Here is a 24570-nt window from a genome sequence, read left to right on the forward strand (position 1 = left end):
CCGAAAAAACAAATGTCCGCTATTTGTGCGAACTGCTTTATGAGTCACCTGATCCCAATGACGGACTTCATCCAATCAGGATTTTGGATACTGAGGATATCCAACGTCAGCAATACGTACAAAGCGGCAGTTCAGTGCTCATAAAAATAACAGTGCTAAGCTGTCAACGGTGTCTACCCTTAACACTTTTCACTTTTATTTCGACGAATAAGGCATCTCACACCGCGAGTGTCAAACAGGCATGCATGTCGGTGAATTGTTAGCCACAAAAGCCACTCACCCGCTATTTTGCTCGGCAGTTTCTCTTTTGTTAACCTACACTTACAAGCAGAAAAGTGAAATGCTTCAACGAGTTAACGCGCTTTAAATTAGGTGCATAGCACCAATAATTCTATCTTCGGAGATGTTATGCATACGCTAGCCAAGGCCACAATCGACGAAATTTCAAACGTGCTAATTGGTAAGCACGAACAAATAAAGCTGGCACTCACTTGTATTTTGGCTAACGGGCACCTTCTTATTGAAGATCTTCCAGGAATGGGGAAAACCTCATTATGCCACGCGTTAGCACATGTTTTGGGGCTACAGTTTTCGCGTATTCAATTTACCTCCGACTTGCTGCCTGGAGACATGTTGGGTGTGTCAATATTCGATACAGATGCGCAACAATTTCGCTTTCACGCAGGCCCCATTTTTAGCCAGTTAGTGTTGGCAGACGAATTAAACCGTGCCAGCCCTAAAACGCAAAGCGCGTTGCTCGAAGCCATGGAAGAGAAGCAAGTGAGTATAGACGGAGAAACACGCGCACTTCCCTCGCCATTTTTTGTGATTGGCACACAAAATCCCATTTACCAAAGTGGTACTTTTCCATTACCAGAATCACAATTGGATCGCTTTTTGATGCGAATTGAATTGGGATACCCGAACCGTGAAGCCGAAAAAGCCATGCTCAAACAAGAGCAGGCTGCATTGTCAGACTTACAGATAGTCATGGATGTATCCCAAGTACAAGCGTTACAACGACAAGTCGCCGAGGTGCATGCCAGTGATCACCTCATAGACTATATCTTAAGGCTGATTACATATTCTCGTGAAACGGCACGCTTCCCCCACCCTTTGTCGCCTCGCGCAAGCAAAGCACTGCTTGTTGCCACCAAGGCGTGGGCATTGATTGAAGGGCGAGATCATGCCTTACCAGAAGATGTACAAGCCGTTCTTCCTGCTGTCACCGAACACCGTCTTCGCTCTGAGTTAACCCAAGAAAATGCCGGCACGCGATACAGTGAATTGCTACTGCAAGCAGTCGACCCCGTGCTGAGTGCCTAAGTTCATGGCAACTCGTCAACTAACAACACGTCTACAGCGCATTCATCATCGCTGGCTTGAAAGGCGCATTCCCGCCTCGATGCAGCACCAACTTAATAGACACAACCTATTCATTTTCCCATCAGGCTTTGGGTGGTTGTTTATTCTTCTGTGTATCGGCTTGTTCTTATTGGGCACGAACTATCAAAACAACCTGATGTTGTTATTGTGTTATTTCTTGCTGTCGTTCATGTTGGTCAGCTTGTTTGCAACCTATCGTAACCTCAGTGGCCTAATCGTATCGTCAGAAGGTGAGGTCACGGTTTATGCGGGCGATGCCCTCCACCTTCCCGTTACCATTGATACCAAAGTGCAACACGCTTCTGCACATGGAGAAATCTCGCTCGCTTTCTATCGCAGCGAGCACAAACAAGGGCTGGATTTCGATAAACCGGAAAACAAAACCAAGCTTCAACTTACCTTCCATGAGCGAGGCGTTCACGCGATGCCAAGAGTCACGCTTAAAAGCGTGTTTCCAGCAGGTTTATTCACCTGTTGGACCCATTTAGCCTTTCAAGAAAAGTGCATTGTTTACCCAACCCCCAAAGTATGTCGCAACCTCTATCGTGATGCGTCACACTCTCAATCAGATGAAAACATGGCAAACTCGCGGGTAGCGATAAACAAAGGCGGCAGCGACACGTTTTTTGGTTTTACGACTCACGTTGCCGGTATGCCGATGCATCGCATAGCATGGAAGCTGTTTGCCAAGGGACGAGGACTGTTAGACAAGCAGTTTGTTGATCACCAAGACAGCGAACTGTGGCTACATTTTCAAGATTACTTTACTGGCGATGCCGAAGAGGCGCTGCAAAAGCTTTGTTATCAAGTAAACCAACTTAATCTGGGTTCGGTACAGTTTGGCTTACACTTACCCAATCAGCGCATTCAACCAGCCAGTGGTAATGCGCATGTGAAAGCCTGCCTCACTGCATTGGCGGAATATCCCCGTGTACCTTAAACCTAAAAACAACGTTGCCATCGTCAGTATCGGGCTGATTTTTCTGTTACTGATTGGCGTTTTGCTAACGCACATCCAGCCTTGGGTGGCCGCCGTAGGTACACTGGCCTTGGCTGCGCGCGCGTTACTTTTCAGGGGCATACAAACTCACCTGCCCAATCGTTTCTGGACGAATGTTTTAGCACTGATTTGTATTGCTGCGCTTGCACTTACGGGTATTGAACTTGGTCTTCTCAATGCCATGTTGAATCTGCTTGTTTTGGCATGCGCGCTTAAATTACTGCTGCTGTCTACTCATCGAGACTTTTATCACCTCACGGTTAGCCTGCTTTTTCTGATCGGGTGCGGTTACATCTTTAAACAAGACATGTTATTCGCAGGGATTTACAGCGTATTCGTACTGCTTGTGTTGTTTAGCCTTGTGAATTTGCATGCGCCTAACCTTGTGCAAAAACAAGGATTCAGTACCGTTGTCAGCTTGGCGACATTGAGCATTCCTATCGCGTTAATTTTGTTTATCACTCTGCCTAGGTTGCCAGCATTATGGAAAGTGCCCATCTCTTCGTCAGCACAAACGGGATTGAGCGACAGCCTGACGCCCGGCGATCTTTCTTCGTTAACCCAATCAGATGAGCGGGTGTTCCGCGCGTTGTTTTCAGGTGCAGTTCCTCCGCCTGAAGCACGGTATTGGCGCGCAATTGTATTAGAAGACTTCGACGGTAAAACCTGGCAGCGCGCTAATTTTCGTAAGCGTGTTGAGCGCCAACGTCTGGTCTCGCCATTTCAGTTTTCTCCCGCAGTTGAGGGCCCGTACTATACCTACGATGTACTTGCCGAACCCTCGCATCAGCATTGGCTTTACAGCCTTGATGTTCCACAAGTGATTGCGCCCAGCAGCAGCGCCGGCAATGCCAAGCAAGTGTGGGTGTCTCACGCCTATCAGTTACTCAAACAACAACCCTTGGTGAGTGATTTTCTTTATACGTTACGCGCCTATTATGCTGCGCCGCTAAACTCCGCCCCAAGAAATATCGATTTTCGTTTGAATACGCAATTGCCCGAACAAGGAAACCCCAGAACCCGTGACTGGGTCGCGTCAATCAACGCTCAGTTTGCCAATAAACATGCTCGTTTTGAGGCGATTCTTGCGCATTTTACCCAGTCCCCTTTTCGCTATACGCTGCGCCCGCCGTTGATGCCTACTAATCCAGTTGATGCCTTCTTGTTTGATGAACAAGCCGGCTTTTGCTCCCATTACGCCAGTGCCGCTGCCTATGCCTTTCGGTTGGCAGACATTCCTGCCCGTGTTGTCACTGGTTATCAGGGCGGCGAGTTAAGAAACGAATCGCAATTGTCAGTGTACCAATATGACGCCCATGCGTGGGTCGAAGTCTGGTTAGATGACAGAGGCTGGCAGCGTGTCGACCCCACTGCAATAGTCGCGCCTGATCGCATCACACGAGGAATTATCGAAGCGTTATCAGAGGAAGGATCGTTTTTATCTGAGCAACCATTTTCACTGCGCCGCTATCAGCACAATGATCTACTCAATTACATAAGGCATGTTTTTGATGACATCGATCTACTGTGGAGCAAGTGGGTACTGGGTTTCAACGATGAACGCCAACGGTCGCTCTTAGAGCGCCTATTAGGCTCATTGTCAGCACAAAAGATCGCGCTTTTTACTTTTGGGGCATTTACTCTTATTGCCGCCATTTTAGGCTGGTATTTTCTTCCCCGACACAAACGTAAAAATGACGATGACATCCAACGGACGTACATGACGGCACTTGCCCTAATGGAAAACAAATTCATGCCCAAAGCACCCCACGTCACGGCAAACAAGTATTTAGCGATGTTGCGCGATACCTGCCCAAAAGACACATATGAAACCTTTGCATCCATTACTCAAATCTGGCACCGCCAAAAATATTCTGGACACCCACAACCTCACACTACTGCCAAACACGATATCCAACGGCAACTAAAAGCACTTCGGCAACAGGTGAAGAAATGAGACAAGCAACTTAGCTAACAAGTGATGCTGTAAATAGTAAAAACGGTCTACGTATTTACCCAAAATCATTTGACTACCTTTATTGCCATGCCAAACTCAATATTTTACCGTGCAAAATATTAACCTACAGGATAATTCAAAGTGAATCTTTAGGCTGGGAATAAGAGGAAAAAATGAAACGAAACGTAGTCGCTTTTTTAAGCAAGGAAAATGTAGCTCTCGAAGACGTTCAAGACAAAAAAAAACAATTCTCCACCCATCAAAAGGATAGCGAGGATGATTTAATTCTTTGCCTTTCAAGTCACTATGGCAAGGCAGAATGGGCTTCATTATTCTCAGATTACGAAATTAGTAGTAGCCACTTCGACCAAAAATCAGTCAAAGGCGCATTTTTTGTGAAGGTAGATAAACGGTATGTAATATTCACCTTTGGTCACGGAAGAAGTCTTATCGATAAGTCATCAATAGAGAGAGGCTTCGGCTTAAGAGTTTCTATGAATTTGGGAAATCCAGAACAACTTAAATCAATCGATAAATCTACACTAGACAAAGTTGCAAGAAACACACGCTCTCAAGTTGCACTAAATTCTGGAATTCAAGATTTTGATTTTGAATTCGATCATGAAATATTGAAATCAATCACAGCGATTGTTAGCTCGGGAGATGAAGACTTGGAAATGGTTTCGGGAAATGACTCCGTATCTTTGTACACTGAAATCGAAGCAAGTAAGTTTAAGGAGATTGCTGAAAGATTAGTCGATGCTTATTTTAGTGATAAGTACAAGGAAAAATACCCTTGGGCTGAGTTTATAGGCTTAGAATCTGACCCAGATATTATAGAGCAATTGGAAGCTGAATTGATAAAAAGGTTCAAATCCAACAATACAGATGGCTTTTGGTTGGCTCCTCCTAAAATTATTGATTATGAGAATTTTTCTGGTTTTGTTTATTCAACAAGGTCTATTAAGAACAACGCTCCGTGTAAGCACCCTGAATTAAAATTGGAGGCTTTTTTAGCAGAAGCTCCATTTAAAAGTAAGGCTACAATTAACATAGCTACACTCAAATCCAAGACTATTTCTCTATATGACGGTAACGACCAGCATATTGAATCTATACGTTTCTTTGACTCTCTCAATGGCGAGTTGGAAAAGAATGGTTTGAAATATGTTTTGAACGATGGACGTTGGTATCACATAAAACAGTCTTTTGCACATGATGTAGAGTCTTATTTTGACAATTTACCACGTTGGAATGGGTTTGAAGACAAACCCTATAGAGATCGACGAGAGTGCTGCTACTTGAGACGAGTAGCCGACAATGAACAAATTGCCGTACTTGACCAGCATTGGATAAGACAAAAAAGTGTAGCGCAAAACTATGAATTCTGTGATTTATTTACACAATGTAATCGAATAATTCATGTCAAGCACTATGGTGGGAGTAGTGTATTAAGTCATTTATTTGCTCAGGCGACTATGAGTTTAGAGATGATGTTAAATTGTCCAGAAGTTATCCCTCAAATTAAAGAACATTTAGAGGAAACATACATTAGCTTTGATTTTTCACCATCAGAGAGCAGAGTTCATAAAATTGTACTAGCAATTATCTACCCTCGCTCTGGAGAGCTAAATATTCCATTTTTTTCAAAGGTAAATCTTCGCCACCGCGCACGCGACATGCAGAATAAAGGTTTCACGGTAGAACTAGCAAAAATACCAGTTGATAATTTGGCGTTGCAGAATATTTCAACCAAGTCTAAGTGTGCTTGTAAAGCAAAAACGGCAAAGTGTACAAAGTCGCTAACGGATTTAGGCTAACCTAATGCCTTTGAAATAACCTCAAAATTCACGTTTATTATGATTTTTTACTCCCCCATCAAATACGCCGCAAGTGCACCGTCACTTCTTCTCGATTATGGTACAGGTGTTTCGCCTGTCTGGTGTATTTTACGTCGGCTTGATTGAGTACTTGCGCGATAATATCGAATGCCTCTTGTACAGACTCGTATCGCCGCTTCATGGGCAGTTTTAAATTAAACATGGCTTCCTTACACCACCCTCTTGCAAGCCACGTTGCCATTAACTTAGCCACTCGCTGAGGTTGTTCTATCATGTCGCACACTAGCCAATACACATTTTTCTTTTTAGGCGTAAATTTAAAACCGTCTTCAGGGAAATAATTCACCTGCCCGGTTTCCATTAACGCATCGTCCATTTTGCCATTATCAACTGCTTGTACGAACATTCCTCGCGACACTAGCTGATATGTCCAGCCGCCGGGGCATGCGCCCAGATCAACTGCATGCAATCCTGCGCTCAAACGGCTTTCGTGCTCCTCTTTTGGAATAAACACCTGGAACGCTTCATCGAGTTTTAAAGTAGAGCGACTTGGCGCACTGGCAGGAAATTTCAGACGCATAATGCCCAGTGGCAACGCAGAATTTAATTTGGGCAGTGAATAGCCTAAATAGGCCGTACGTCCATCTGGAAAAAACGCATGCATAACCGGCTTAGAGGCCAAAGGTTTATTAGAAAGCACTTCGCGTTTACGCAACGCTTGGCGTAATGGAACTGAGAACTTGCGACAGAATTTCGATAGCTCTCGTCCTTCTGTGGTATCTGGATATTCAACACGAAGTTCGCCACAAAATGGCATATCATCAACCTGCTCCAACAGCGTTGCAATTCTGTCGCTGCTATCTATATCATCAATGGCATCTGAGGCGCGAAAAATCTGCCGCGCAAATATCAGCTGCGTTATGGATAAGCGTTGTATCAGTTGTTCAGCGTCGGCGTCTTGGTAACAGTGAAATAGCGCGTAACCGGTGTTTTTCTTAAATGAGGTATAACCATAAATATGGTGCTCGGCAGCTTGCGCCTGTAACTCGTTAGCTAAATCGGTTTCAAATCCTGCGCGGCAATAACATAAAATATTTTTCATCCTGCCACTCCATGACGAATAACAGACACCAACAGTATCCCCCAGCCAATAATCATGCATAAGCCGCCAATTGGGGTAACAGGTCCCAGCCAGCTCATTTGCAAAAGCGCTAAACCGTACAAACTACCACTAAACAGCACCACGCCCAATGACATAAAACCAGCAGCCCAAGCCAACACAGGAAGCTTTAATTGAATCAGCAGCACAGCAATCAATAATATTGCTAGGCTATGATACATTTGATACTGAACGCCAGTTTCAAACGTTGACAACAGGGTGTCTGACAGTTTGCCTTTAAGCCCATGCGCACCAAATGCGCCTAACATGACAGACGTCATGCCAAAAAAGGCAGCGATACAGATATATAAAAGAGGGGAAGACATAAAAATACTCGTCCTTACGTTAGCGACTATGCTGGCTGATAAATTCTGCAGTTAGGTTTGCGGCGGTATTCAAGTGCTCATCATAGCTTAAGCCCGACGCTTTTCTAGGCTTTAAACTATGATCACCATCCGCTAAAAAACGCACGTTAACCTGTTTGCTCAAAGAATATTCAGATATTTCATCTTTGCGCCCGAAAGTATCACGTTCACCTTGAAGAATCAGTAACGGCGTTGACAACGTTTGTAGGTGCTCCGTGCGCAACTTTTCAGGCTTGCCAGGCGGATGAAACGGATACCCAAAGACAATCCCACCAGCAACATCTTCTTCGTCTAACAAAAGGCTAGCCATGCGCCCTCCCATTGATTTTCCGCCGATAAAAAGCGGTAATGTCCTGGTTACATCTCCAATCACGCGCTTAAAGTAGTCAAGTAGCACTGGCGCACGATCAGGCGGGCGTTTCTTCCCCGTTTCTGCGATAGTTTGCATATAAGGAAAATCAAAACGAATCACCGTTATGCCAAGGCCAACCAAGCGCGCGCTCATGTCTTGCATAAAATCACTGTCTTTACCCGCACCTGCGCCGTGGGCAAATATAAAGTTGGCGATAGGGTGCTCTGCTTTATCAATGGTAATCATCGTTTTCCTGTTCTTCTTGTACTTGTGCCAACAACCATTCTCTGAACGCTGAGATCTTGCCCAACTCGTATTGAGATTGATGGCACACTAAATAATACGCATTTTTACTAATGAGTTTCTCTTCAAACGGACAAATAAGTCGACCCGCCTCGATATCAGGCCTTGCCAGTACAGAGTGCCCCAACGCTATCCCCTGCCCTAAAGCAGCGGCTTGAAGCACGAGCATGGAGTGGCTAAATACAGGGCCTTGGTTTACGTTAACGCCGCTCACATGGTAGTGACGGATCCAATTTTTCCATGCCTCTCGGCTTGAATCATGCAGCAGCATGTGATGTTTCAGGTCGTCCAACTTATCGAGAGGCTTATCGCCTTGAAACAACATAGGAGAGCAAACTGGCGTGAGGTACTCCGTATGGAGCTTATCGGCGTGCAAGCCTGTCCATTTTCCACGACCATAATAAATCGCAACATCAACATCATCGGTAAGAAACCCTTCGTCAAAGTCTACCGCTTTAATACGCACGTCGATGTCAGGATTAGCCTGACTAAATTTATTAATCCTTGGCACCAACCACTGAATAGCGAAACTGGGTGGCAATGCTACCGTAATCGCCCCTTTTGCGCCCTTCGCGACAAGACGTTCTGTTGCTTCTTGTAAGCTTTGAAAGATTTCTTTCAAATCCAGATAATAGCTTTGCCCTTCTTCAGTGAGCAATAAGGAACGATTTTTACGAATAAAGAGCTTCATCGACAAAAAGTCTTCCAGCGCCTTAATCTGGTGACTCACTGCGGCTTGGGTAACGAACAGCTCTTCTGCAGCACGCGTGAAACTCAGATGCCGTGCAGCCGCTTCAAACGCTTTTAGTGAGTTAAGTGGCGGTAACCTTCGCATGATTAATATCCTGATGCATTCAGCAAAAAAGGTGCATATTTTTAAAAAATTAACGGACTTTTAGCCTACTTGATGTAGCGCAAATACATTCTATGACAATACGGTTAAAATAGCATTAGTTTTTCTAATGCATTTTCCATACTTTTCGTCGTTTTACACGTTTCAAAATTTGACTAAAATATACACATAAATTGAATTTTCCCCTTTAATATCAACGTGAGGAAAATTGTAATTTATTTACAAATCTTTAACCAAGATTCTCATTTTGCATAATTTAACTTAAGGTGACTAATATGAAAACGTTCAAAAAATTAATTTTATTCGGCATAGCTGCATTTGTATTCACTCAAAACGCGCAAGCAGCTGACAACCACTTCTTTACAGACGCTGACGTAGAGCAAGAAATTACTCAATCACTACACACTGCATTGGCGAATATTCATGCAAACAGTGTGAAGCAGCACATTGCTTACGAACTGAATAAAATGACACTTCAGTTCAAAACAGACGCACTGATTGCCGCGGCGAAAGCTGAGCTTACAGAGCCGCGCGCTGCACTCGAACTCGGTGAATAACGCACAACTACGATAACAGACATAAGTCACTTACGGCTTTTCTGGTCATCGCAATAGAAGTTAGATTATTGGTTCGCGTTGTAGGCGATAACACGCCTTACAACGCGCACTCAATAAATCTCTAGTTTGCGCTAGTATCTAGCGGCTCAAGACCTTTAATCAAATCATCTAACGCTTTCATCTGAGCAAGATAAGGCTCTAACTTATCCAGCTTTAACGCGCACGGTCCATCGCATTTTGCGACATTCGGATCAGGGTGAGCTTCAATGAATAATCCCGCTAAGCCAAGCGCCATGCCACTTCTCGCTAATTGTGCAGCTTGAGCACGTCTGCCATCGGCAGAGTCTGTTCTACCTCCTGGCTTTTGCAGTGCATGCGTTGCGTCAAAAATAACAGGGGCATACTGTTTCATTTCATCCATGCCAAGCATGTCAACCACCAAGTTGTTATAGCCGTAACACGAACCGCGCTCGCACAAAATCACTTTATTGTTGCCCGCTTCATGGAACTTAGTAATGATGTGGCGCATTTCGTGAGGGGCAAGAAATTGTGGTTTCTTCACGTTAATCACCGCCTGGGTTTCTGCCATGGCGACAACCAGATCGGTTTGTCTCGCTAAAAACGCGGGTAATTGAATGACATCTACAACTTCGGCAACGGGTGCAGCCTGATACGGTTCGTGCACATCGGTAATAATAGGCACATTGAAGGTGTTTTTAATTTCTTCAAATATTTTCAGTCCTTCATCCATACCCGGACCACGATACGAATGCACCGAAGAGCGATTAGCCTTATCAAACGATGCTTTAAATACATAAGGGATGTTTAAGCGCGTGGTCACTTCTTTATAATGTTCAGCAATTTTCATAGCTAAGTCTCGTGACTCAAGCACATTCATGCCACCAAATAAAACAAAAGGAAGTGAATTGGCAACGCGGATGTCACCAATCGAGATAGTTTGCAGATTTTCCATGAGGTATCCGTTCAAAAAAATATGTCGTAGAATAGCAAATTAACATGCAACTTTCGAAGTAAAGCGACCATTTGCTTCGTTACATCTGGTCGGCTTCATTCTATCGCATACAATCTGTATATAGAGACGTTTAGTGGAGTGTCGGAGATTGCGCCGACTTAAACCGCCTTAATTGCAGTTTAAGCAGTTGTGCAGAGGGATCTTGCGGGCACTGTTTTATAAAGTACTGGTAGTCTTGTAACGCCAATTGCGGGCATTCCATTTGATGCAACAGATACCCTCTATCCTTTCTCTCGTATGGATCATCAGGATTAAATGCCACCAGCATTTCTACTGTCGCCAACGCCTGAGAATACTTTTCTTCTTTGATAAACGCGGCTTTCAAGTTTTGTAGTAAGCGAATAACAATTTCTTCTGTTTTTGCCGCGTAAAGCGCCTCTTCAGGCATCTCTTCTTCGTCTAGTTCACCAATAATGCTGAAGTAAAGAGCCTCGAGTTCTTGCCAGTTTAAAATCGTGCCGTTTAACGGGTCAAGAAACAACGCACGCTCTTTTGACGCTTGAAAGCGTACAAGAAAATGCCCTGGAAAGTTAACGCCATACACTTCCAATCCTAACTTTGTCGCAATATGACAAAACAAGATAGAAAGTGTGACAGGAATGCCTGTCCGGTAGTCAATCACTTCATTAAGCAAACTGTACTTCGATGCAAAGAAGTTGCGCTCATCGCCACTGAATGCCAACTTTTTATAGAAAATACTAACAATCTGCCTAAAGCGCGCCTCGTTTGAGGGGGTATCGGTTAAACTGTCTTTCACAATATTGGTTAACGTATCCACTTCAGAAAGATACGTATCTTCTGATAAATTTTCACCCAAGCGCGAAGCAACAATCAAACTCGCTGCCAACGCATCTTGGTTTACAATAGCGTTTTTCAGCTTTTGCACATCCCCTCCTACATTATCGTACCGCTATAGGGTTTATCGGATTCAAATCCACAATACTTAAGTTACCCAAAAAGTAGTGGTTGTTTGGTTACGGCTACTTTGCCAATAAATGCTATCCACGCAAGTGCACCAGCAAACCCCACCCATTTGGTCATCGTTGTGCGCGCGAGTTTTAACGCATATAGCCCTACAACGATGTAAAGCACTACACCAATCACTTTGTCGGTAAGCCAAGGATTAACAAACGGGTATTGTGAAAGAATGAAACACAGGCCAATCGCACTCGCAAGCAACACGGTATCAACGATGTGCGGAGTAATTTTCACCCACTTTTTTTCCATCATGGGTGACTGACGCAATGACCAGAAAAAGCGCACAATAAAAAACAAAATACTTAATGCAACTGCCGTTAAATGGATATGTTTCACCATCATATACATGATTGGAATTCCTTGTTCTAATTGGTGCGTTTAGCGCACGACTTAATTTTCAGGCGAAACTTTACTTGGACTCACCCAGAAAGAAAAGAAGAGATTGATATGAATCTGCTAACTCGCTGAGTCGCAGATAGTTTTTTATTGAGTAATTTTGCTACACGCCTTATTTAGCAAAGCGTGTAGCATAGATGTGACAATTTCATACGCGAATGAAAACACGCACGCACGTCAACCTGCTGTGTTTTTTTCTAATTCAAATAAGGGAATTAATGCCAGATTATGTGACTTCTTGAAAGGTCGATTGTATTTCTTCAATACGTTCTATGTTGTCTAACAAAATGTCCACCAGCTTCGGTTCAAACTGTTTACCGCGCTCGCTCTTAAATACCTCTATCACCTTTTCTACTGGCCAAGGCTCTTTATAGGGTTGCCCACAACGTAAGGCATCATATACGTCTGCAACTGCGGTAATACGGCAAAAAACATGAATTTCTTCGCCCTTCAACCCTCGTGGATACCCGCTGCCATCCCAGTATTCGTGATGATCTCTGGCAACAATTGCGGCCGCTTGAATAATGGGGCGTTTCGATCCTTTTAATAAAGTGTAACCACATTGGGCATGATTCTTAATCACATCGCGTTCAGAATCACTGAGTCGCCCATGTTTATTTAAAATCTCTTCTGGCACCTTCAACTTTCCGATGTCGTGAAGTGGCACAGCCAGTTTGAGGGTTTCGATTTCTTTATCGTCTAGGCCATACTCACGCCCCAATAGCTCACACATGTATACCATTCGCTCAAGGTGGTGCCCCTCGGCAAATTGTGACTCGACTGCACGCGCAAGTCGCTCAAGTATTTCACGTTGTGTGATTTCAATGTCACGGGTGAGCAACACGTTGTCGAACGCCACTTGCACATTCTGAGAAAAGAGCTCAATAAGGTATTTGTCAGTTTGTGTTAACTGCCTTGGCAAACCAGATAAGTAAAGTAGTGAGCCATGCAGCGACTTTCCTTGGCAATACGCGACGATATATTCATCTTCATATACCAACGCTTGTTGTTGAAGGGCTTTTTTACAGGCTGACAGCGCCCCACCACTAAGTGCTTGTTCTAGGGGTTTACCTTCAGCATGCTCAAAATCGCCTTTGCCGGTAAACACAAAAAAATCTCGCGAGTGAGACGCCTCGATCGGATCAGGGCCAGCAACCGCAGAAGTAATGTAAGCGGCGTCTTTCGTTCCGCCTAGCAACGACGTGAGCTGCTGCATGATGCCCTCAATAAACCCTTCCAGAGATCGCTTTGAAAAAAGATCGGCAGAGGCTTTAATGATTTTTTCCAATCCCTGTCGATTTTCTTCTATCACGATAATATCGCGATAAGAACGCAAAGAGGCAATAATTACCGTAAAGAGCTTTTGCGCAGTTAGCTCAGTTTTGGACTTATAATCGTTGATGTCATAATTCAAAATAACATCGCGCTCAGGCGCTTGACCGGGCTGCCCCGTTCTTAAAATAATACGAGTGAAATGATTATTAAGGGTATTGCGAACATACTCAGCGACTTTTAGACCCGCATCATCCGTTTCCATCACAACATCAAGTAGCACCACGGCAATATCGTCGTGCGTTTCAAAGATTTTGCGTGCTTCTTCGCCATTGTATGCGCTGATAAACTGTAAGCGCTTATCCTGAAATACAAAGTCGCTAAGGGCTAATTTTGTTACCGCGTGAACTTCAGGTTCATCATCGACAACCAGCACTTTCCATGTACCCAACTCTTCAACAACGACTTCTTCGTTATCCTCAGCAAATAAAAATTCATCCGTCATAACGCCACATCGCTCCTACGCTGATTTCAGTGAAACCTTATTCAGAAAATAACGGTAAATTCGATATGAATCAATGACTTTTGAACGCGAAGGTTACTCTGGCAAGGTCGTTCATATCGCAGATCGTTTGCGCGTCGCGGTATTCAGAGCTGGTAAATATACTTCTCACCGCTTGCCCCTGTTGATACCCGTGCTCAAACATTACTATTCCAGTATCGGTCAGATACGATAAACTGCAAGTTACGATATGTCGAATGTCATCCAAACCATCTTCGCCTGATGTTAACGCTGATAAAGGTTCAAATCTGACATCCCCTTCATTTAGCCATGGACTATCAGATTCAACATAAGGAGGGTTACTAATGATGAGATCAAATTTTTGTGTTGGAACTCGTTCAAACCAGTTGCTGTGTAAAAACTGCACCTGAGGCAAGTGATTAGATACCCCATTGCGCTTAGCCAGCGCTACGGCATTTTCATTAAAGTCGACACCGATGATGTGTAAGTCGGGTCTTTCACTCGCCAGCGCTAGCGCAATAGCACCAGTACCGGTGCCTAAATCCAACACATGGGCATGCGCAGGCAACTCAAGGGCTAATGCTTGTTCAACCAGCAATTCTGTCTCGGGTCGCGGAATCAGTGTGTCAGGCGTAACTTCGAGATTGAGTGTCCAGAAATCACGATGGCCAATGAGATGGGCAACAGGATGCCCCAGCTTTCTTTTTTGAATCAGTGCCTGATACTGGTCCCACTGCTTTTGTGTAATGGGCTTATCAGGCCACGTCATCAAATAGGTAGCAGACACATCAAGACAATGGCATAACAATACGCGCGCATCTAATGCGGGAGATTCGCCTCCCGCAAGGGTCTGCTTGGCCCAGTGCAAGCACGATTCAATTGACTTCACCGTTACAACCCAACGAACCTATCAGGCAGTTAGGCATCCGACAACGAGGCAAGCAAGTCAGCTTGGTGCTCTTGTCGAATTGGCTCGAGAATAGCTGCTAAGTCGCCAGCAACGACTTCATCCAGACGGTACAGCGTCAGATTAATACGATGATCCGTAACGCGCCCTTGAGGATAGTTGTAAGTACGAATACGCTCTGAGCGATCGCCACTTGCCACAAGGTTACGGCGGGTAGAGGTTTCTTCAGCTTGGCGCTTCTCTTCTTCCAGCTGATTTAAGCGTGATTGCAATACCGACATTGCTTTTGCACGGTTTTTGTGCTGCGAGCGCTCATCCTGACATTCCACCACGATGCCGGTTGGCATGTGAGTTATACGAATCGCAGAATCGGTTTTGTTAACGTGCTGTCCACCTGCACCAGACGCTCGGTAGGTATCAATTTTAAGATCCGCTTTGTTAATTTCAATCGCTTCTGATTCTGGAATTTCAGGCATAACCACTACCGTACAGGCAGAGGTGTGAATACGGCCTTGTGATTCTGTTTCAGGTACACGTTGAACACGGTGTCCGCCCGATTCGAACTTCATAATTCCGTAGGCACCTTCACCTTGAACATTGGCAATGACTTCTTTGTATCCACCGTGCTCGCCTTCGCTCGTACTAATCACTTCAACGCGCCAACCTTGGGTTTCAGCGTAGCGACTGTACATACGGAATAAATCACCAGCAAAAATAGCAGCTTCATCTCCGCCCGCTCCCGCTCGGATTTCAAGGAAGCAACTGTTATCGTCATTAGGATCTTTAGGCAGCAACAGAATTTGAAGCTCCATTTCAAGGCGTTCAATGCTCTCGTTGGCTTGCTTCATTTCTTCCTGCGCCATTTCACGCATGTCAGCATCATCTTCTTGCATCATTTCTTCTGCAGAGGCCAAATCTTCTTTCGCTTGCTGATAATCGCGAAACGCTTTTACCACGTCTTCAAGCTGTGCGTATTCCTTTGATAATGCTCGGAATTTTTCCTGATCGGAAATGACATCGGCTTCGCCAAGCAATGCCTGCACTTCTTCAAAGCGCTCGATTAACGATTCTAATTTACGAATGACTGAATCTTTCATGGGTTTCCTGTCTTACCAATCTGGCTGGTTATTTCTCGTTTTTTGCTTCGCAATATGCATCAGGCGTTGGTTTAGTCTCAAGCCCGAATGTATCTGCCAAAACCGAGAGTCGACGTTTATCTTGCGCCTGAGCGGCGTTTTTAAGCGCCTTTGTGGGCGCATGCATAAGACTGTTCGTCAATTTGTTTGCCAGTTCAATTATAACCTGTTCAGGCGCTTTTCCTTCGGCAAGTTGATTGAGGGCGCGAGCCTGTAACTTTGTTTTTTGCGCTTCGCTTTGTTGACGAAACGTCTTAATGACATCGATAGACGCTTGTTCTTGCGTCCACGCTAAATACTGCTGTGCATAATTACTGATAATTTTTTCAGCTTCGGCTGCCGCATGACGACGTGAGTCCAGATTTTTTTGCACTATCTGTTGTAAGTCATCTACCGTATATAAATACGCATCGTCTAACTCCGACACCTCCCCTTCGATGTCTCGGGGAACGGCCAAATCCACCATAAAAATGGGCTTATGCCGACGCGCTTTTAACGCACGCTCTACCATACCCTTTCCCACAATAGGAAGCTGACTGGCAGTAGAACTAATCACGATATCAGCTTCATGTAAATGCTGGGGAATTTGCGCCAGCGTCAGCACTTGCGCACCAAGAGGTGCAGCCACAGATTGTGCTCTGGCAAGCGTACGATTAGCCACCATCATGCTCGACACATTCTGCTCTTTTAGGTGCCTAGCAACGAGCTCAATGGTTTCGCCAGCACCTATCAATAAGACTTTGCTTTTTTCCAGCGAAGAAAAGATATGCCGTGCTAACTGCACCGCTGCAAACGCAACTGACACAGCATTAGCGCCAATATCGGTTTCGCTCCGTACTTTTTTAGCGACAGAAAATGTTTGCTGGAATAGACGCTCAAAGTTTGAACTTACGGTGCCGGTATTTTTGGCGCTGGTGTAAGCCTGTTTCACCTGTCCAAGAATTTGCGGCTCGCCTAATATCAGAGAATCCAAACCGCTAGCAACACGCATTACGTGATGCACTGCATCTTCGTTTTCATATGCGTAGCTATTTTCAATAAGATCACCGAAGTTCACACCGTGAAATTGTGCCAACCAGTCTGCAACACGCTTTCCGCTAATATCTTCTGCTTGCACATATACCTCGGTTCGATTGCACGTAGACAACACCACCGACTCTTCAACACTCATTTCCTCTTTTAACGACTCTAGCGCCTGAACCAATGCATCAGGTGAAAACGCGACACGTTCCCGCAACGCGACAGGTGCAGTTTTGTGATTGATTCCAAATGCTAATAAAGTCATGGAGATGTGTTTTAGGCTGAACTTCTTTTCTATACGGGAGCGGCATTGTACGCAAAAGCGAAACCTATTGAAAGTATTGCCGTAACTATGTTCCTATAGAAAAGACTGACATCTTATAACGATTTTTATGAAACTGTTACGCATTCGCATATTTTACCTTTTTTCTTTTGTCTTCGTACTCGTATTAACTGGATGTGCGACTAAGCCTCAAGCACCGATTTCTTTGAATGCGTCTGCTCATCAAGCACAACTGGCGAACATTCATCAATGGTCCATTAAAGGCCGTATGGCATTCAAAAGTACCGAAGATAAATTTAGTGCTAACCTCAACTGGGTACAAAACACACAAGAATACGACGTTAAGTTTACGACCTTTATCGGTACGCATTTAATGTCGATGCGCTCTACTGATGAATTTGCAGAGATGCAGATAGATGACCAATATTATGTTGATGCCAATGCAGAAACATTGATACAACGAACCACTGGTTGGCATATCCCCCTTTCACACTTACCGCAGTGGATAAAGGGCCAGTTTACCGAAAACGCCACATACCGTTTTGATGAACGCGGATTACTGCAATCCCTCTCGCCGCATTGTACAAGCTGTGGTGAATGGCAAATCACCTTTGGTCAGTATCAGAAAATTAATCATGTTTGGTTACCGCATCAATTGGTGCTCACCAACCCCTTGGAACACAATACGCAAATCAAGATTAGAATACATACATGGCAACTTCTTTAGATTGGTGGCCCAGCCCCGCAAAATTAAATTTATTCTTGCACATTAATGCGCGACTGAATAATGGCTATCACGCGCTGCAAAGTGTTTTTCAACTGTTGGATTTTGGCGACAAGCTCGCTTTTGAGGTAAATACCTCATCGCGCATCTCGATGAAAACGCCGATAGCAGGCGTGAAAGACGTAGACAATTTAATTTTTCGTGCGGCTAAAGCGCTGCAAGAGGCGTCAAATACCGATTTGGGCTGCGACATTTATCTAGAAAAAGTCTTGCCCATGGGCGGTGGAATCGGTGGCGGTTCCTCTAATGCAGCCACGACCTTAGTTGCGCTAAATCACCTTTGGCAATGCCATTTAAGCATCGATGAATTGGCTGATATCGGGCTTTCTCTGGGGGCGGACGTACCTATTTTTGTGCGCGGCCACTCGGCGTTCGCTGAAGGCGTTGGCGAGCAAATAACGCCGCTGAATCTGGCTAATAAATACTATTTGGTCGTGTTTCCTGGTTGCCACGTGTCGACAGGTGAAATATTTACTCACCCCAATTTACCACGCAATACCCCCAAAATTCGCTTGCAAGATTATGAATTTTCAGAAACACACAACGATTGCCAAAAAATTGTCTGTGAACGCTATCCCAAAGTTGCAAATTTATTACACTGGTTGTTAGAATACGCGCCGTCTCGAATGACCGGCACGGGTGCGTGCTTATTTAGCGTTTTCGACACGAAATCTGAAGCTGAGCGGGTGTTATCTCAACTTCCCGAAGAGTGTACAGGATTTGTGGCGCAAGGCGTCAATCGCTCACCGCTGTATGCCAAACTGGATGAGATATAAATTAGCGTACTGATCCCCTATGCGAACTCTTGATTCATCAAGAAATACGCTATAGTTAGTACGCCTTAACAATGATTGGGGTATAGCCAAGCGGTAAGGCAGCGGGTTTTGATCCCGCCATTCGTTGGTTCAAATCCAGCTACCCCAGCCAAACTACAATTTAATGTATCGAGGATACCTCTTGTGCCGGACATGAAACTTTTTGCTGGTAATGCTGTACCAGAACTCGCCCAGAAAGTTGCAGATCGACTCTACACGAAGCTTGGCCACGCCAGCGTTGGCCGATTTAGCGATGGAGAAATAAGCGTCGAAATCCATGAAAATGTCCGTGGTTCGGATGTGTTCATCATTCAGTCTACCTGTGCGCCAACCAACGACAACCTAATGGAACTCATCGTCATGATCGATGCCTTCCGTCGTGCGTCTGCAGGCAGAATCACTGCGGTAATCCCGTACTTCGGTTATGCACGCCAAGATCGCCGCGTGCGTTCAGCGCGTGTTCCTATTACTGCAAAAGTCGTTGCTGACTTTTTGTCAAATGTAGGTGTCGATCGTGTACTTACCATCGATTTACACGCTGAACAAATTCAAGGTTTCTTTGATGTACCAGTAGATAATGCGTTTGGTACGCCAATTCTTATGGATGAAATGCGTCAACGTGATTTCCACAATCCAGTTGTTGTATCACCTGATATCGGTGGCGTAGTAAGAGCGCGTGCAACAGCGAAGTTATTGAACGACACAGACTTGGCAATCATCGATAAACGTCGCCCGAAAGCGAACGTATCACAAGTGATGCACATTATCGGTGACGTTAACGACCGCGACTGTATTATTGTCGACGATATGATTGATACAGGTGGCACGCTCGCAAAAGCCGCCGAAGCACTCAAAGAACACGGTGCAAGAAATGTGTATGCGTATGCAACCCATGCCATTTTCTCTGGCAATGCAGCGCAAAACCTAAAAGATTCTGTTATTGATGAAATTATCGTCACTGACAGTATTCCACTTCGCCCAGAAATGAAAGCACTGGCAAAAGTGAAGCAACTAACACTTTCAAACATGCTAGCTGAAGCGATTCGTCGTGTAAGTAATGAGGAATCGATTTCTGCCATGTTTGAATACTAAGGTGAAAACTCAGTTCAAGTAACACCTTCTATTTTTCGCACCCTGCATTCTCGCTGGGTGCGCAATCACTTCCACTCTCACTTTCTGTAAAAAATACCGCTATTCATTGCCTATTCATATAAGTTCATTCATGCTTTTGCAATACATTGCTGAATAACGATGATTTTAAAGGAGGCAGCACATGCAACGGTTTAATCTAGGTGCCATTCTATTTTTGAGTATGGGCGTGTCTGCGTGCAACGGTACGTCAGATACAGATGCCAGCAAGCCAGAAAGCACCCATAGCAACCAAACAGCCGCAGAAAAAAAGGAAGCCGTGGTCATGAATAAGCCTGAAAAGCCAACTGATTCAAAGCGCCCCTCTGAAAAGCTCAAAGAAAAGTTACGTCAGGCAGAGCTGCCAGAAGTGACTGAGTCAGGCGTGATTGTTTACAAAAGCCTTGAGGGCGGTTTTTGGGGATTTGACGGTGACAGCGGTCAAAAGTACATGCCATATGGCATCGACAAACAATATTTGCGCCCAGGCTTACGCGTGAAAATTACCGGTCTCATTGACGATGGCGTGATGACATTTCAACAATACGGTAAAGTACTTCGCGTTCAAGAAGTCACCGTGCTAGACGACAGCAAGGCAGGCCACGCGCCCAACAGCTATTAATATGTAAATTTGCGGCTTTTTCGCCATGAATACACAGCGAATATCGCGCGTTTTATATAATCGTTCTGTTAAAACGCGCTCCATTGTCTCCTAACGATAACACCTCTGGGTTCAATTTCCGTCACCCCAAAAATTAATCCAGACTGAAGTGAATAAAAGTCTGCAAGACACGCCGTGATGGTCTAAATCTTAATAAACGTTCAAGACAAATTGGATCTAATGTTAGAAGCACCAGTACCGGAATCTGAAGACGAGCGACAGAGAACGCTTGACGCATTACGTATTTTAGATACGTCACCTGAAGAGCGTTTCGACCGTTTAACACGCATTGCAAAGCGCATGTTTGATGTGCCGATTTCCCTTATCAGTTTGATTGATCACGAACGCCAATGGTTTAAATCAAAGCAAGGGCTGGAGGCCAACGAAACCCCACGAAACATTTCATTCTGTGGCCACGCCATTTTAGACGACGATACCTTTGTCATTCCAAATGCACTGAAAGACGCGCGCTTCAACGACAATCCACTTGTAAAAAGTGATCCTAATATTCGCTTTTATGCAGGTGTGCCATTGCGTATGTCTAACGGAGAGAAAATAGGCACGCTCTGTTTAATTGACAAAAAACCAAGACAACTTAACGCTGAAGATGTGTCATTGCTGGAAGATCTTGCCACTATGGTGGAACAAGAAATCGCCAGCATGCAACTTGCGACCATTGACGATCTCACGAAAATATCAAATCGGCGTGGCTTCTTCGCCCTAGCAGAACGCGCATTAACCTTTTGCAAGCGTTCACAACGTCCTGCGTCATTAATCTTATTTGATCTCGATGATTTCAAACCCATTAATGATACTCATGGCCACGCCGAAGGGGATGCCGCACTCATTGCATTTGCCGACATGATGCAGCAAGGATTTAGAGAGTCAGACGTATTCGCACGGCTCGGTGGAGACGAGTTTGTTGCCCTGCTCACCAATTCAGATGCAGGCGATGTTGAAGATATTCTTACGCGCTTTTCTCATTTACTAGACGAGTACAACAAACATAACCCCAAACCGTATACCCTCTCATTTAGTGCGGGTGTGGCGAATATCCCTCATGACTCCGAATACGACCTTGCCTCCCACATCGCAATCGCTGATGAAAACATGTACAAAGAAAAGTTACGCAAAAAAGACAGCACCAATACCTAATCTATTCGCAAAGTGGATTCTTAGGCGAAGATCCCACTTGTTTGAATTAAATAGCAATGTTAGAATTCGCCGCCCTTTTTTAGAGGGTGTTGTTTTGTTTGTTCAAAACAACTTTAGGTAAGTCTTGGTCGCAAAGGCTTACAGAATTTATTTTTTGGAGTTTATTATCATGTCTGATGCAATTTTTAACCTAGATGCAGAAGTACGTACTGACATGGGGAAAGGTGCGAGCCGCCGCCTACGTCGTGAAGAAAAAGTACCTGCAATCCTTTACGGTGCGGGCAAAGAGCCACTAGCACTAACGCTTGATCACAACAAAGTTATCCAAGCGCAAGAATTCGAAGCGTTCTACTCACACGTTCTTACTCTAAACATTGGCGGTGAGACTGTAGAAGCGCTAGTTAAAGACATGCAGCGTCACCCTTACAAGCCTAAGGTTACTCACCTTGACTTCCAACGTGTTGACGCATCTGTAAAAGTAACTGTTCAAGTTCCTCTTCACTTCATCAATGAAGACAAAGCACCTGCAATCAAAACTGACGGCGGTCATGCTGAACATCACATCAACGAAGTTGAAGTAAGCTGCCTACCTGGCAACCTTCCTGAGTTCATCGAAGTTGATCTGCTAAACGTTGCTAAAGGCGAGACAGTTCACTTGTCTGACCTTACGCTTCCTGCTGGTGTTGCACTTACTGAGCTTGCTAAAGGCGAAGATCACGATCTAGCTGTAGTAACGATCAAAGCGGCTAAAGGCGCAAGCGCTGACGCTGCTGAAGGCGAAGAAGAAGCAACTGAGGAATAAGTTGTTTGTCTGACATACAACTTATCGTGGGCCTGGGTAATCCAGGCCCTGAATATCAAAACACCCGTCACAATGCAGGCGCCTGGTTTGTAGAGGCTCTAGCAAAACAACATCATTGTCAGATGAAACTAGAAAATAAGTATTTCGGCTTTACTGGCAGAATAACCATAAACGGTACCGATGTTCGTCTACTTATCCCCACAACGTACATGAACAAAAGCGGTCAGTCTGTTGGCGCGCTAGCAAATTTTTTTAGAATTCCCCCAGAAAATATTCTCGTCGCCTTTGACGAACTTGATTTGCCACCTGGCGTAGCAAAATTTAAACAAGGCGGAAGCTCTAGCCAAAACGGTGTAAGAGACATTGTCAGCAAGCTTGGGAACAATAAAAACTTTTTACGTTTACGTATTGGCATTGGTCACCCTGGTGACAAACATAAAGTGACAGGGCATGTGTTGGGTAAAGCACCGCAACACGAACAAGCACAAATGGATGCGGCCATCGACGAGGCATTACGCTGTACTGATATTCTTTTCAAACAAGATTTGAAAGCAGCAATGAACCGTCTACATTCATTCAAGGCCGAATAGAACATACGCTATCGCTTTTCATGATAGCCATTACAGCATTTTCTTTGAGGAATAACACATGGGTTTTAAATGCGGCATTGTCGGATTGCCAAACGTTGGTAAGTCAACGTTGTTCAATGCGCTAACGAAAGCGGGTATTGAGGCTGCCAACTTCCCTTTTTGTACAATTGAGCCAAATACAGGTGTCGTGCCCGTACCAGACACACGTTTAGATCAGTTAGCGAAAATCGTCAATCCGCAGAACGTTATTCCTACTACCATGGAATTTGTTGATATTGCCGGATTAGTTGAAGGCGCATCGAAAGGTGAAGGGCTGGGTAACAAATTCCTCGCTAACATCCGTGAAACAGACGCTATCGGCCATGTAGTGCGTTGTTTTGAAAACGACAACATCGTTCACGTTGCAGGCCGCGTAAATCCGCAAGACGATATCGACGTTATTAATACAGAATTGGCCTTGGCAGACCTAGAATCTACTGAGAAAGCTCTTATTCGCGTTGGTAAGCGTGCCAAAGGTGGCGATGCAGATGCAAAATTCGAATTAAAGGTTTTAGAAAAAATTAAACCTCATCTTGATGAAGGTAAATTGCTTCGCTCACTGTCGCTTGAAAAAGAAGAAGTTGCAGCAATCAGCTACATGAACATGCTAACACTTAAGCCGACCATGTACATTGCAAACGTGAACGAAGACGGCTTTGAGAACAACCCGTATTTGGATCAGGTGAAAGAGATTGCCGCCGCTGAAGATGCCGTTGTGGTGGCAGTTTGCGCAGAAATTGAATCAGAAATCGCCGAACTTGACGATGATGAGCGTGATGAATTTATGGCTGACATGGGCCTAGAAGAACCAGGATTAAACCGTGTTATCCGAGCGGGTTATAACCTGCTAACACTGCAAACGTATTTCACCGCAGGCGTAAAAGAAGTGCGTGCGTGGACATACCCTGTTGGCTCCACTGCCCCGCAGGCGGCCGGAAAAATTCATACTGACTTTGAAAAAGGCTTTATTCGCGCAGAAGTAATTGGATTTGACGACTATGTTGAGTTCCAAGGCGAACAAGGTGCTAAAGACGCGGGTAAATGGCGCTTAGAAGGAAAAGATTACATCGTTAAAGACGGCGACGTTATCCACTTCCGTTTTAACGTATAAGCGCTTAACCGCTAACTTATTACAAAAATACCGTCTCTAACGACTAATGCCGATCAGTTAAGCGGCAATAGTTAAAAAATCTAAGGATCGGTTGACCGATCCTTTCATAAGTTCAAAATCCGATGATCACTAGTCATCGGATTTTTTTATGCGATTTCACCAAC

General features: G+C 44.6%; 24 protein-coding genes and 1 tRNA gene. 14 read left to right on the forward strand and 11 right to left on the reverse strand.

Annotated features, from left to right (window positions below):
* The first annotated feature begins 408 nt into the window (after positions 1-408).
* The 4 genes from OE749_RS18295 (at position 409) to OE749_RS18310 (ending at position 6163) form a co-directional block, all read left to right on the forward strand.
* Positions 409-1326 carry an AAA family ATPase gene (locus OE749_RS18295; protein WP_263713943.1) on the forward strand — a complete coding sequence of 306 codons (918 nt, stop codon included), beginning with the start codon at positions 409-411 and terminating at the stop codon, positions 1324-1326.
* A gap of 4 nt (positions 1327-1330) precedes the next feature.
* Positions 1331-2326 (forward strand): DUF58 domain-containing protein, encoded by a 996-nt coding sequence (locus OE749_RS18300; RefSeq protein WP_263713944.1) that lies wholly within the window; start codon positions 1331-1333, stop codon positions 2324-2326.
* Positions 2316-4343 carry a transglutaminase family protein gene (locus tag OE749_RS18305; protein ID WP_263713945.1) on the forward strand — a complete coding sequence of 676 codons (2028 nt, stop codon included), beginning with the start codon at positions 2316-2318 and terminating at the stop codon, positions 4341-4343. The genes OE749_RS18300 and OE749_RS18305 overlap by 11 nt, the downstream gene beginning before the upstream one ends.
* Before the next feature lie 173 nt (positions 4344-4516).
* The gene (locus OE749_RS18310; RefSeq protein WP_263713946.1) at positions 4517-6163 is read left to right on the forward strand and encodes a TIGR04141 family sporadically distributed protein; all 1647 of its coding nucleotides are present in this window, start codon (positions 4517-4519) and stop codon (positions 6161-6163) included.
* A 58-nt stretch (positions 6164-6221) separates the two neighbouring features.
* Here OE749_RS18310 and rlmM read toward each other — a convergent pair whose 3' ends face one another.
* Genes rlmM through OE749_RS18330 form a run of 4 tightly spaced genes read right to left on the reverse strand, consistent with a single transcriptional unit; the run spans position 6222 to position 9201 of the window.
* A complete protein-coding gene (gene rlmM, locus OE749_RS18315) occupies positions 6222-7286 on the reverse strand; it encodes a 23S rRNA (cytidine(2498)-2'-O)-methyltransferase RlmM (protein WP_263713947.1) in 1065 nt (354 codons plus the stop codon).
* The gene (locus tag OE749_RS18320) at positions 7283-7669 is read right to left on the reverse strand and encodes a DUF423 domain-containing protein (RefSeq protein ID WP_263713948.1); all 387 of its coding nucleotides are present in this window, start codon (positions 7667-7669) and stop codon (positions 7283-7285) included. The genes rlmM and OE749_RS18320 overlap by 4 nt, the downstream gene beginning before the upstream one ends.
* Before the next feature lie 19 nt (positions 7670-7688).
* Positions 7689-8306, reverse strand: coding sequence for an alpha/beta family hydrolase (locus tag OE749_RS18325; protein WP_263713949.1), 618 nt, complete (start codon positions 8304-8306; stop codon positions 7689-7691).
* Positions 8293-9201: a transcriptional regulator GcvA gene (locus OE749_RS18330; protein WP_263713966.1), complete on the reverse strand. Its 909-nt coding sequence runs from the start codon at positions 9199-9201 to the stop codon at positions 8293-8295. Before OE749_RS18330 ends, OE749_RS18325 begins: the two co-directional genes overlap by 14 nt.
* 290 nt (positions 9202-9491) lie before the next feature.
* Here OE749_RS18330 and OE749_RS18335 point away from each other — a divergent pair, with 290 nt between their 5' ends.
* Positions 9492-9773, forward strand: coding sequence for a hypothetical protein (locus OE749_RS18335; protein WP_263713950.1), 282 nt, complete (start codon positions 9492-9494; stop codon positions 9771-9773).
* Positions 9774-9894: 121 nt separating this feature from the next.
* Here the strand turns inward: OE749_RS18335 and kdsA are convergent, their stop codons facing one another.
* The 7 genes from kdsA to hemA all read right to left on the reverse strand — a co-directional run bounded on the left by kdsA (position 9895) and on the right by hemA (position 17303).
* On the reverse strand, positions 9895-10746 hold the full coding sequence (gene kdsA / locus OE749_RS18340) for a 3-deoxy-8-phosphooctulonate synthase (protein ID WP_263713951.1): 852 nt from the start codon (positions 10744-10746) through the stop codon (positions 9895-9897).
* 130 nt (positions 10747-10876) lie between these two features.
* Positions 10877-11692: a SirB1 family protein gene (locus tag OE749_RS18345; RefSeq protein WP_263713952.1), complete on the reverse strand. Its 816-nt coding sequence runs from the start codon at positions 11690-11692 to the stop codon at positions 10877-10879.
* A gap of 62 nt (positions 11693-11754) precedes the next feature.
* Complete coding sequence (locus OE749_RS18350; protein WP_263713953.1) at positions 11755-12132, reverse strand: SirB2 family protein; 378 nt, start codon at positions 12130-12132, stop codon at positions 11755-11757.
* 274 nt (positions 12133-12406) lie between these two features.
* Positions 12407-13957, reverse strand: coding sequence for a DUF3369 domain-containing protein (locus OE749_RS18355; protein WP_263713954.1), 1551 nt, complete (start codon positions 13955-13957; stop codon positions 12407-12409).
* 70 nt (positions 13958-14027) lie between these two features.
* Entirely contained in the window at positions 14028-14864 is an 837-nt protein-coding gene (gene prmC, locus OE749_RS18360; RefSeq protein WP_263713955.1) for a peptide chain release factor N(5)-glutamine methyltransferase, read from the reverse strand.
* 29 nt (positions 14865-14893) lie between these two features.
* The gene (gene prfA / locus OE749_RS18365) at positions 14894-15979 is read right to left on the reverse strand and encodes a peptide chain release factor 1 (RefSeq protein ID WP_263713956.1); all 1086 of its coding nucleotides are present in this window, start codon (positions 15977-15979) and stop codon (positions 14894-14896) included.
* A gap of 28 nt (positions 15980-16007) precedes the next feature.
* Positions 16008-17303 (reverse strand): glutamyl-tRNA reductase, encoded by a 1296-nt coding sequence (gene hemA / locus OE749_RS18370; RefSeq protein WP_263713957.1) that lies wholly within the window; start codon positions 17301-17303, stop codon positions 16008-16010.
* 127 nt (positions 17304-17430) lie between these two features.
* Between hemA and lolB the strand changes: the two genes are divergently transcribed.
* From lolB to ychF, 9 genes are all read left to right on the forward strand, one after another.
* On the forward strand, positions 17431-18048 hold the full coding sequence (gene lolB / locus OE749_RS18375; RefSeq protein WP_263713958.1) for a lipoprotein insertase outer membrane protein LolB: 618 nt from the start codon (positions 17431-17433) through the stop codon (positions 18046-18048).
* Positions 18033-18881, forward strand: a complete 849-nt coding sequence (ispE, locus tag OE749_RS18380; protein WP_263713959.1) for a 4-(cytidine 5'-diphospho)-2-C-methyl-D-erythritol kinase — start codon at positions 18033-18035, stop codon at positions 18879-18881. Before lolB ends, ispE begins: the two co-directional genes overlap by 16 nt.
* Positions 18882-18957: 76 nt before the next feature.
* Positions 18958-19032 (forward strand) — tRNA-Gln (locus OE749_RS18385).
* A gap of 32 nt (positions 19033-19064) precedes the next feature.
* Positions 19065-20012 carry a ribose-phosphate pyrophosphokinase gene (locus tag OE749_RS18390; RefSeq protein WP_263713960.1) on the forward strand — a complete coding sequence of 316 codons (948 nt, stop codon included), beginning with the start codon at positions 19065-19067 and terminating at the stop codon, positions 20010-20012.
* Between the two features lie 181 nt (positions 20013-20193).
* Positions 20194-20670 (forward strand): hypothetical protein, encoded by a 477-nt coding sequence (locus OE749_RS18395; protein WP_263713961.1) that lies wholly within the window; start codon positions 20194-20196, stop codon positions 20668-20670.
* A gap of 219 nt (positions 20671-20889) precedes the next feature.
* Positions 20890-21864: a sensor domain-containing diguanylate cyclase gene (locus OE749_RS18400; protein WP_263713962.1), complete on the forward strand. Its 975-nt coding sequence runs from the start codon at positions 20890-20892 to the stop codon at positions 21862-21864.
* 169 nt (positions 21865-22033) lie between these two features.
* Positions 22034-22666: a 50S ribosomal protein L25/general stress protein Ctc gene (locus OE749_RS18405; protein ID WP_263713963.1), complete on the forward strand. Its 633-nt coding sequence runs from the start codon at positions 22034-22036 to the stop codon at positions 22664-22666.
* A gap of 5 nt (positions 22667-22671) precedes the next feature.
* Positions 22672-23256, forward strand: a complete 585-nt coding sequence (gene pth, locus OE749_RS18410) for an aminoacyl-tRNA hydrolase (protein WP_263713964.1) — start codon at positions 22672-22674, stop codon at positions 23254-23256.
* 58 nt (positions 23257-23314) lie between these two features.
* Entirely contained in the window at positions 23315-24406 is a 1092-nt protein-coding gene (ychF, locus tag OE749_RS18415) for a redox-regulated ATPase YchF (RefSeq protein WP_263713965.1), read from the forward strand.
* Positions 24407-24570 lie beyond the last annotated feature (164 nt).

Origin of the sequence: Fluctibacter corallii, assembly GCF_025751585.1 — a bacterium.
Classification (GTDB): Bacteria; Pseudomonadota; Gammaproteobacteria; order Enterobacterales; family Alteromonadaceae; genus Fluctibacter_A; species Fluctibacter_A corallii.

What these genes read in the sequence shown, in the direction of transcription:
- OE749_RS18295 (WP_263713943.1), top strand. Translation starts at nt 409, where the DNA reads ATGCATACGCTAGCCAAGGCCACAATCGACGAAATTTCAAACGTGCTA.
- OE749_RS18405 (WP_263713963.1), top strand. Translation starts at nt 22,034, where the DNA reads ATGTCTGATGCAATTTTTAACCTAGATGCAGAAGTACGTACTGACATG.
- prfA (WP_263713956.1), bottom strand. Translation starts at nt 15,979, where the DNA reads ATGAAAGATTCAGTCATTCGTAAATTAGAATCGTTAATCGAGCGCTTT.
- OE749_RS18335 (WP_263713950.1), top strand. Translation starts at nt 9,492, where the DNA reads ATGAAAACGTTCAAAAAATTAATTTTATTCGGCATAGCTGCATTTGTA.
- OE749_RS18310 (WP_263713946.1), top strand. Translation starts at nt 4,517, where the DNA reads ATGAAACGAAACGTAGTCGCTTTTTTAAGCAAGGAAAATGTAGCTCTC.
- ispE (WP_263713959.1), top strand. Translation starts at nt 18,033, where the DNA reads ATGGCAACTTCTTTAGATTGGTGGCCCAGCCCCGCAAAATTAAATTTA.
- OE749_RS18400 (WP_263713962.1), top strand. Translation starts at nt 20,890, where the DNA reads ATGTTAGAAGCACCAGTACCGGAATCTGAAGACGAGCGACAGAGAACG.
- OE749_RS18325 (WP_263713949.1), bottom strand. Translation starts at nt 8,306, where the DNA reads ATGATTACCATTGATAAAGCAGAGCACCCTATCGCCAACTTTATATTT.
- hemA (WP_263713957.1), bottom strand. Translation starts at nt 17,303, where the DNA reads ATGACTTTATTAGCATTTGGAATCAATCACAAAACTGCACCTGTCGCG.
- kdsA (WP_263713951.1), bottom strand. Translation starts at nt 10,746, where the DNA reads ATGGAAAATCTGCAAACTATCTCGATTGGTGACATCCGCGTTGCCAAT.
- OE749_RS18395 (WP_263713961.1), top strand. Translation starts at nt 20,194, where the DNA reads ATGCAACGGTTTAATCTAGGTGCCATTCTATTTTTGAGTATGGGCGTG.
- lolB (WP_263713958.1), top strand. Translation starts at nt 17,431, where the DNA reads ATGAAACTGTTACGCATTCGCATATTTTACCTTTTTTCTTTTGTCTTC.
- OE749_RS18320 (WP_263713948.1), bottom strand. Translation starts at nt 7,669, where the DNA reads ATGTCTTCCCCTCTTTTATATATCTGTATCGCTGCCTTTTTTGGCATG.
- rlmM (WP_263713947.1), bottom strand. Translation starts at nt 7,286, where the DNA reads ATGAAAAATATTTTATGTTATTGCCGCGCAGGATTTGAAACCGATTTA.
- OE749_RS18355 (WP_263713954.1), bottom strand. Translation starts at nt 13,957, where the DNA reads ATGACGGATGAATTTTTATTTGCTGAGGATAACGAAGAAGTCGTTGTT.
- OE749_RS18300 (WP_263713944.1), top strand. Translation starts at nt 1,331, where the DNA reads ATGGCAACTCGTCAACTAACAACACGTCTACAGCGCATTCATCATCGC.
- ychF (WP_263713965.1), top strand. Translation starts at nt 23,315, where the DNA reads ATGGGTTTTAAATGCGGCATTGTCGGATTGCCAAACGTTGGTAAGTCA.
- OE749_RS18350 (WP_263713953.1), bottom strand. Translation starts at nt 12,132, where the DNA reads ATGTATATGATGGTGAAACATATCCATTTAACGGCAGTTGCATTAAGT.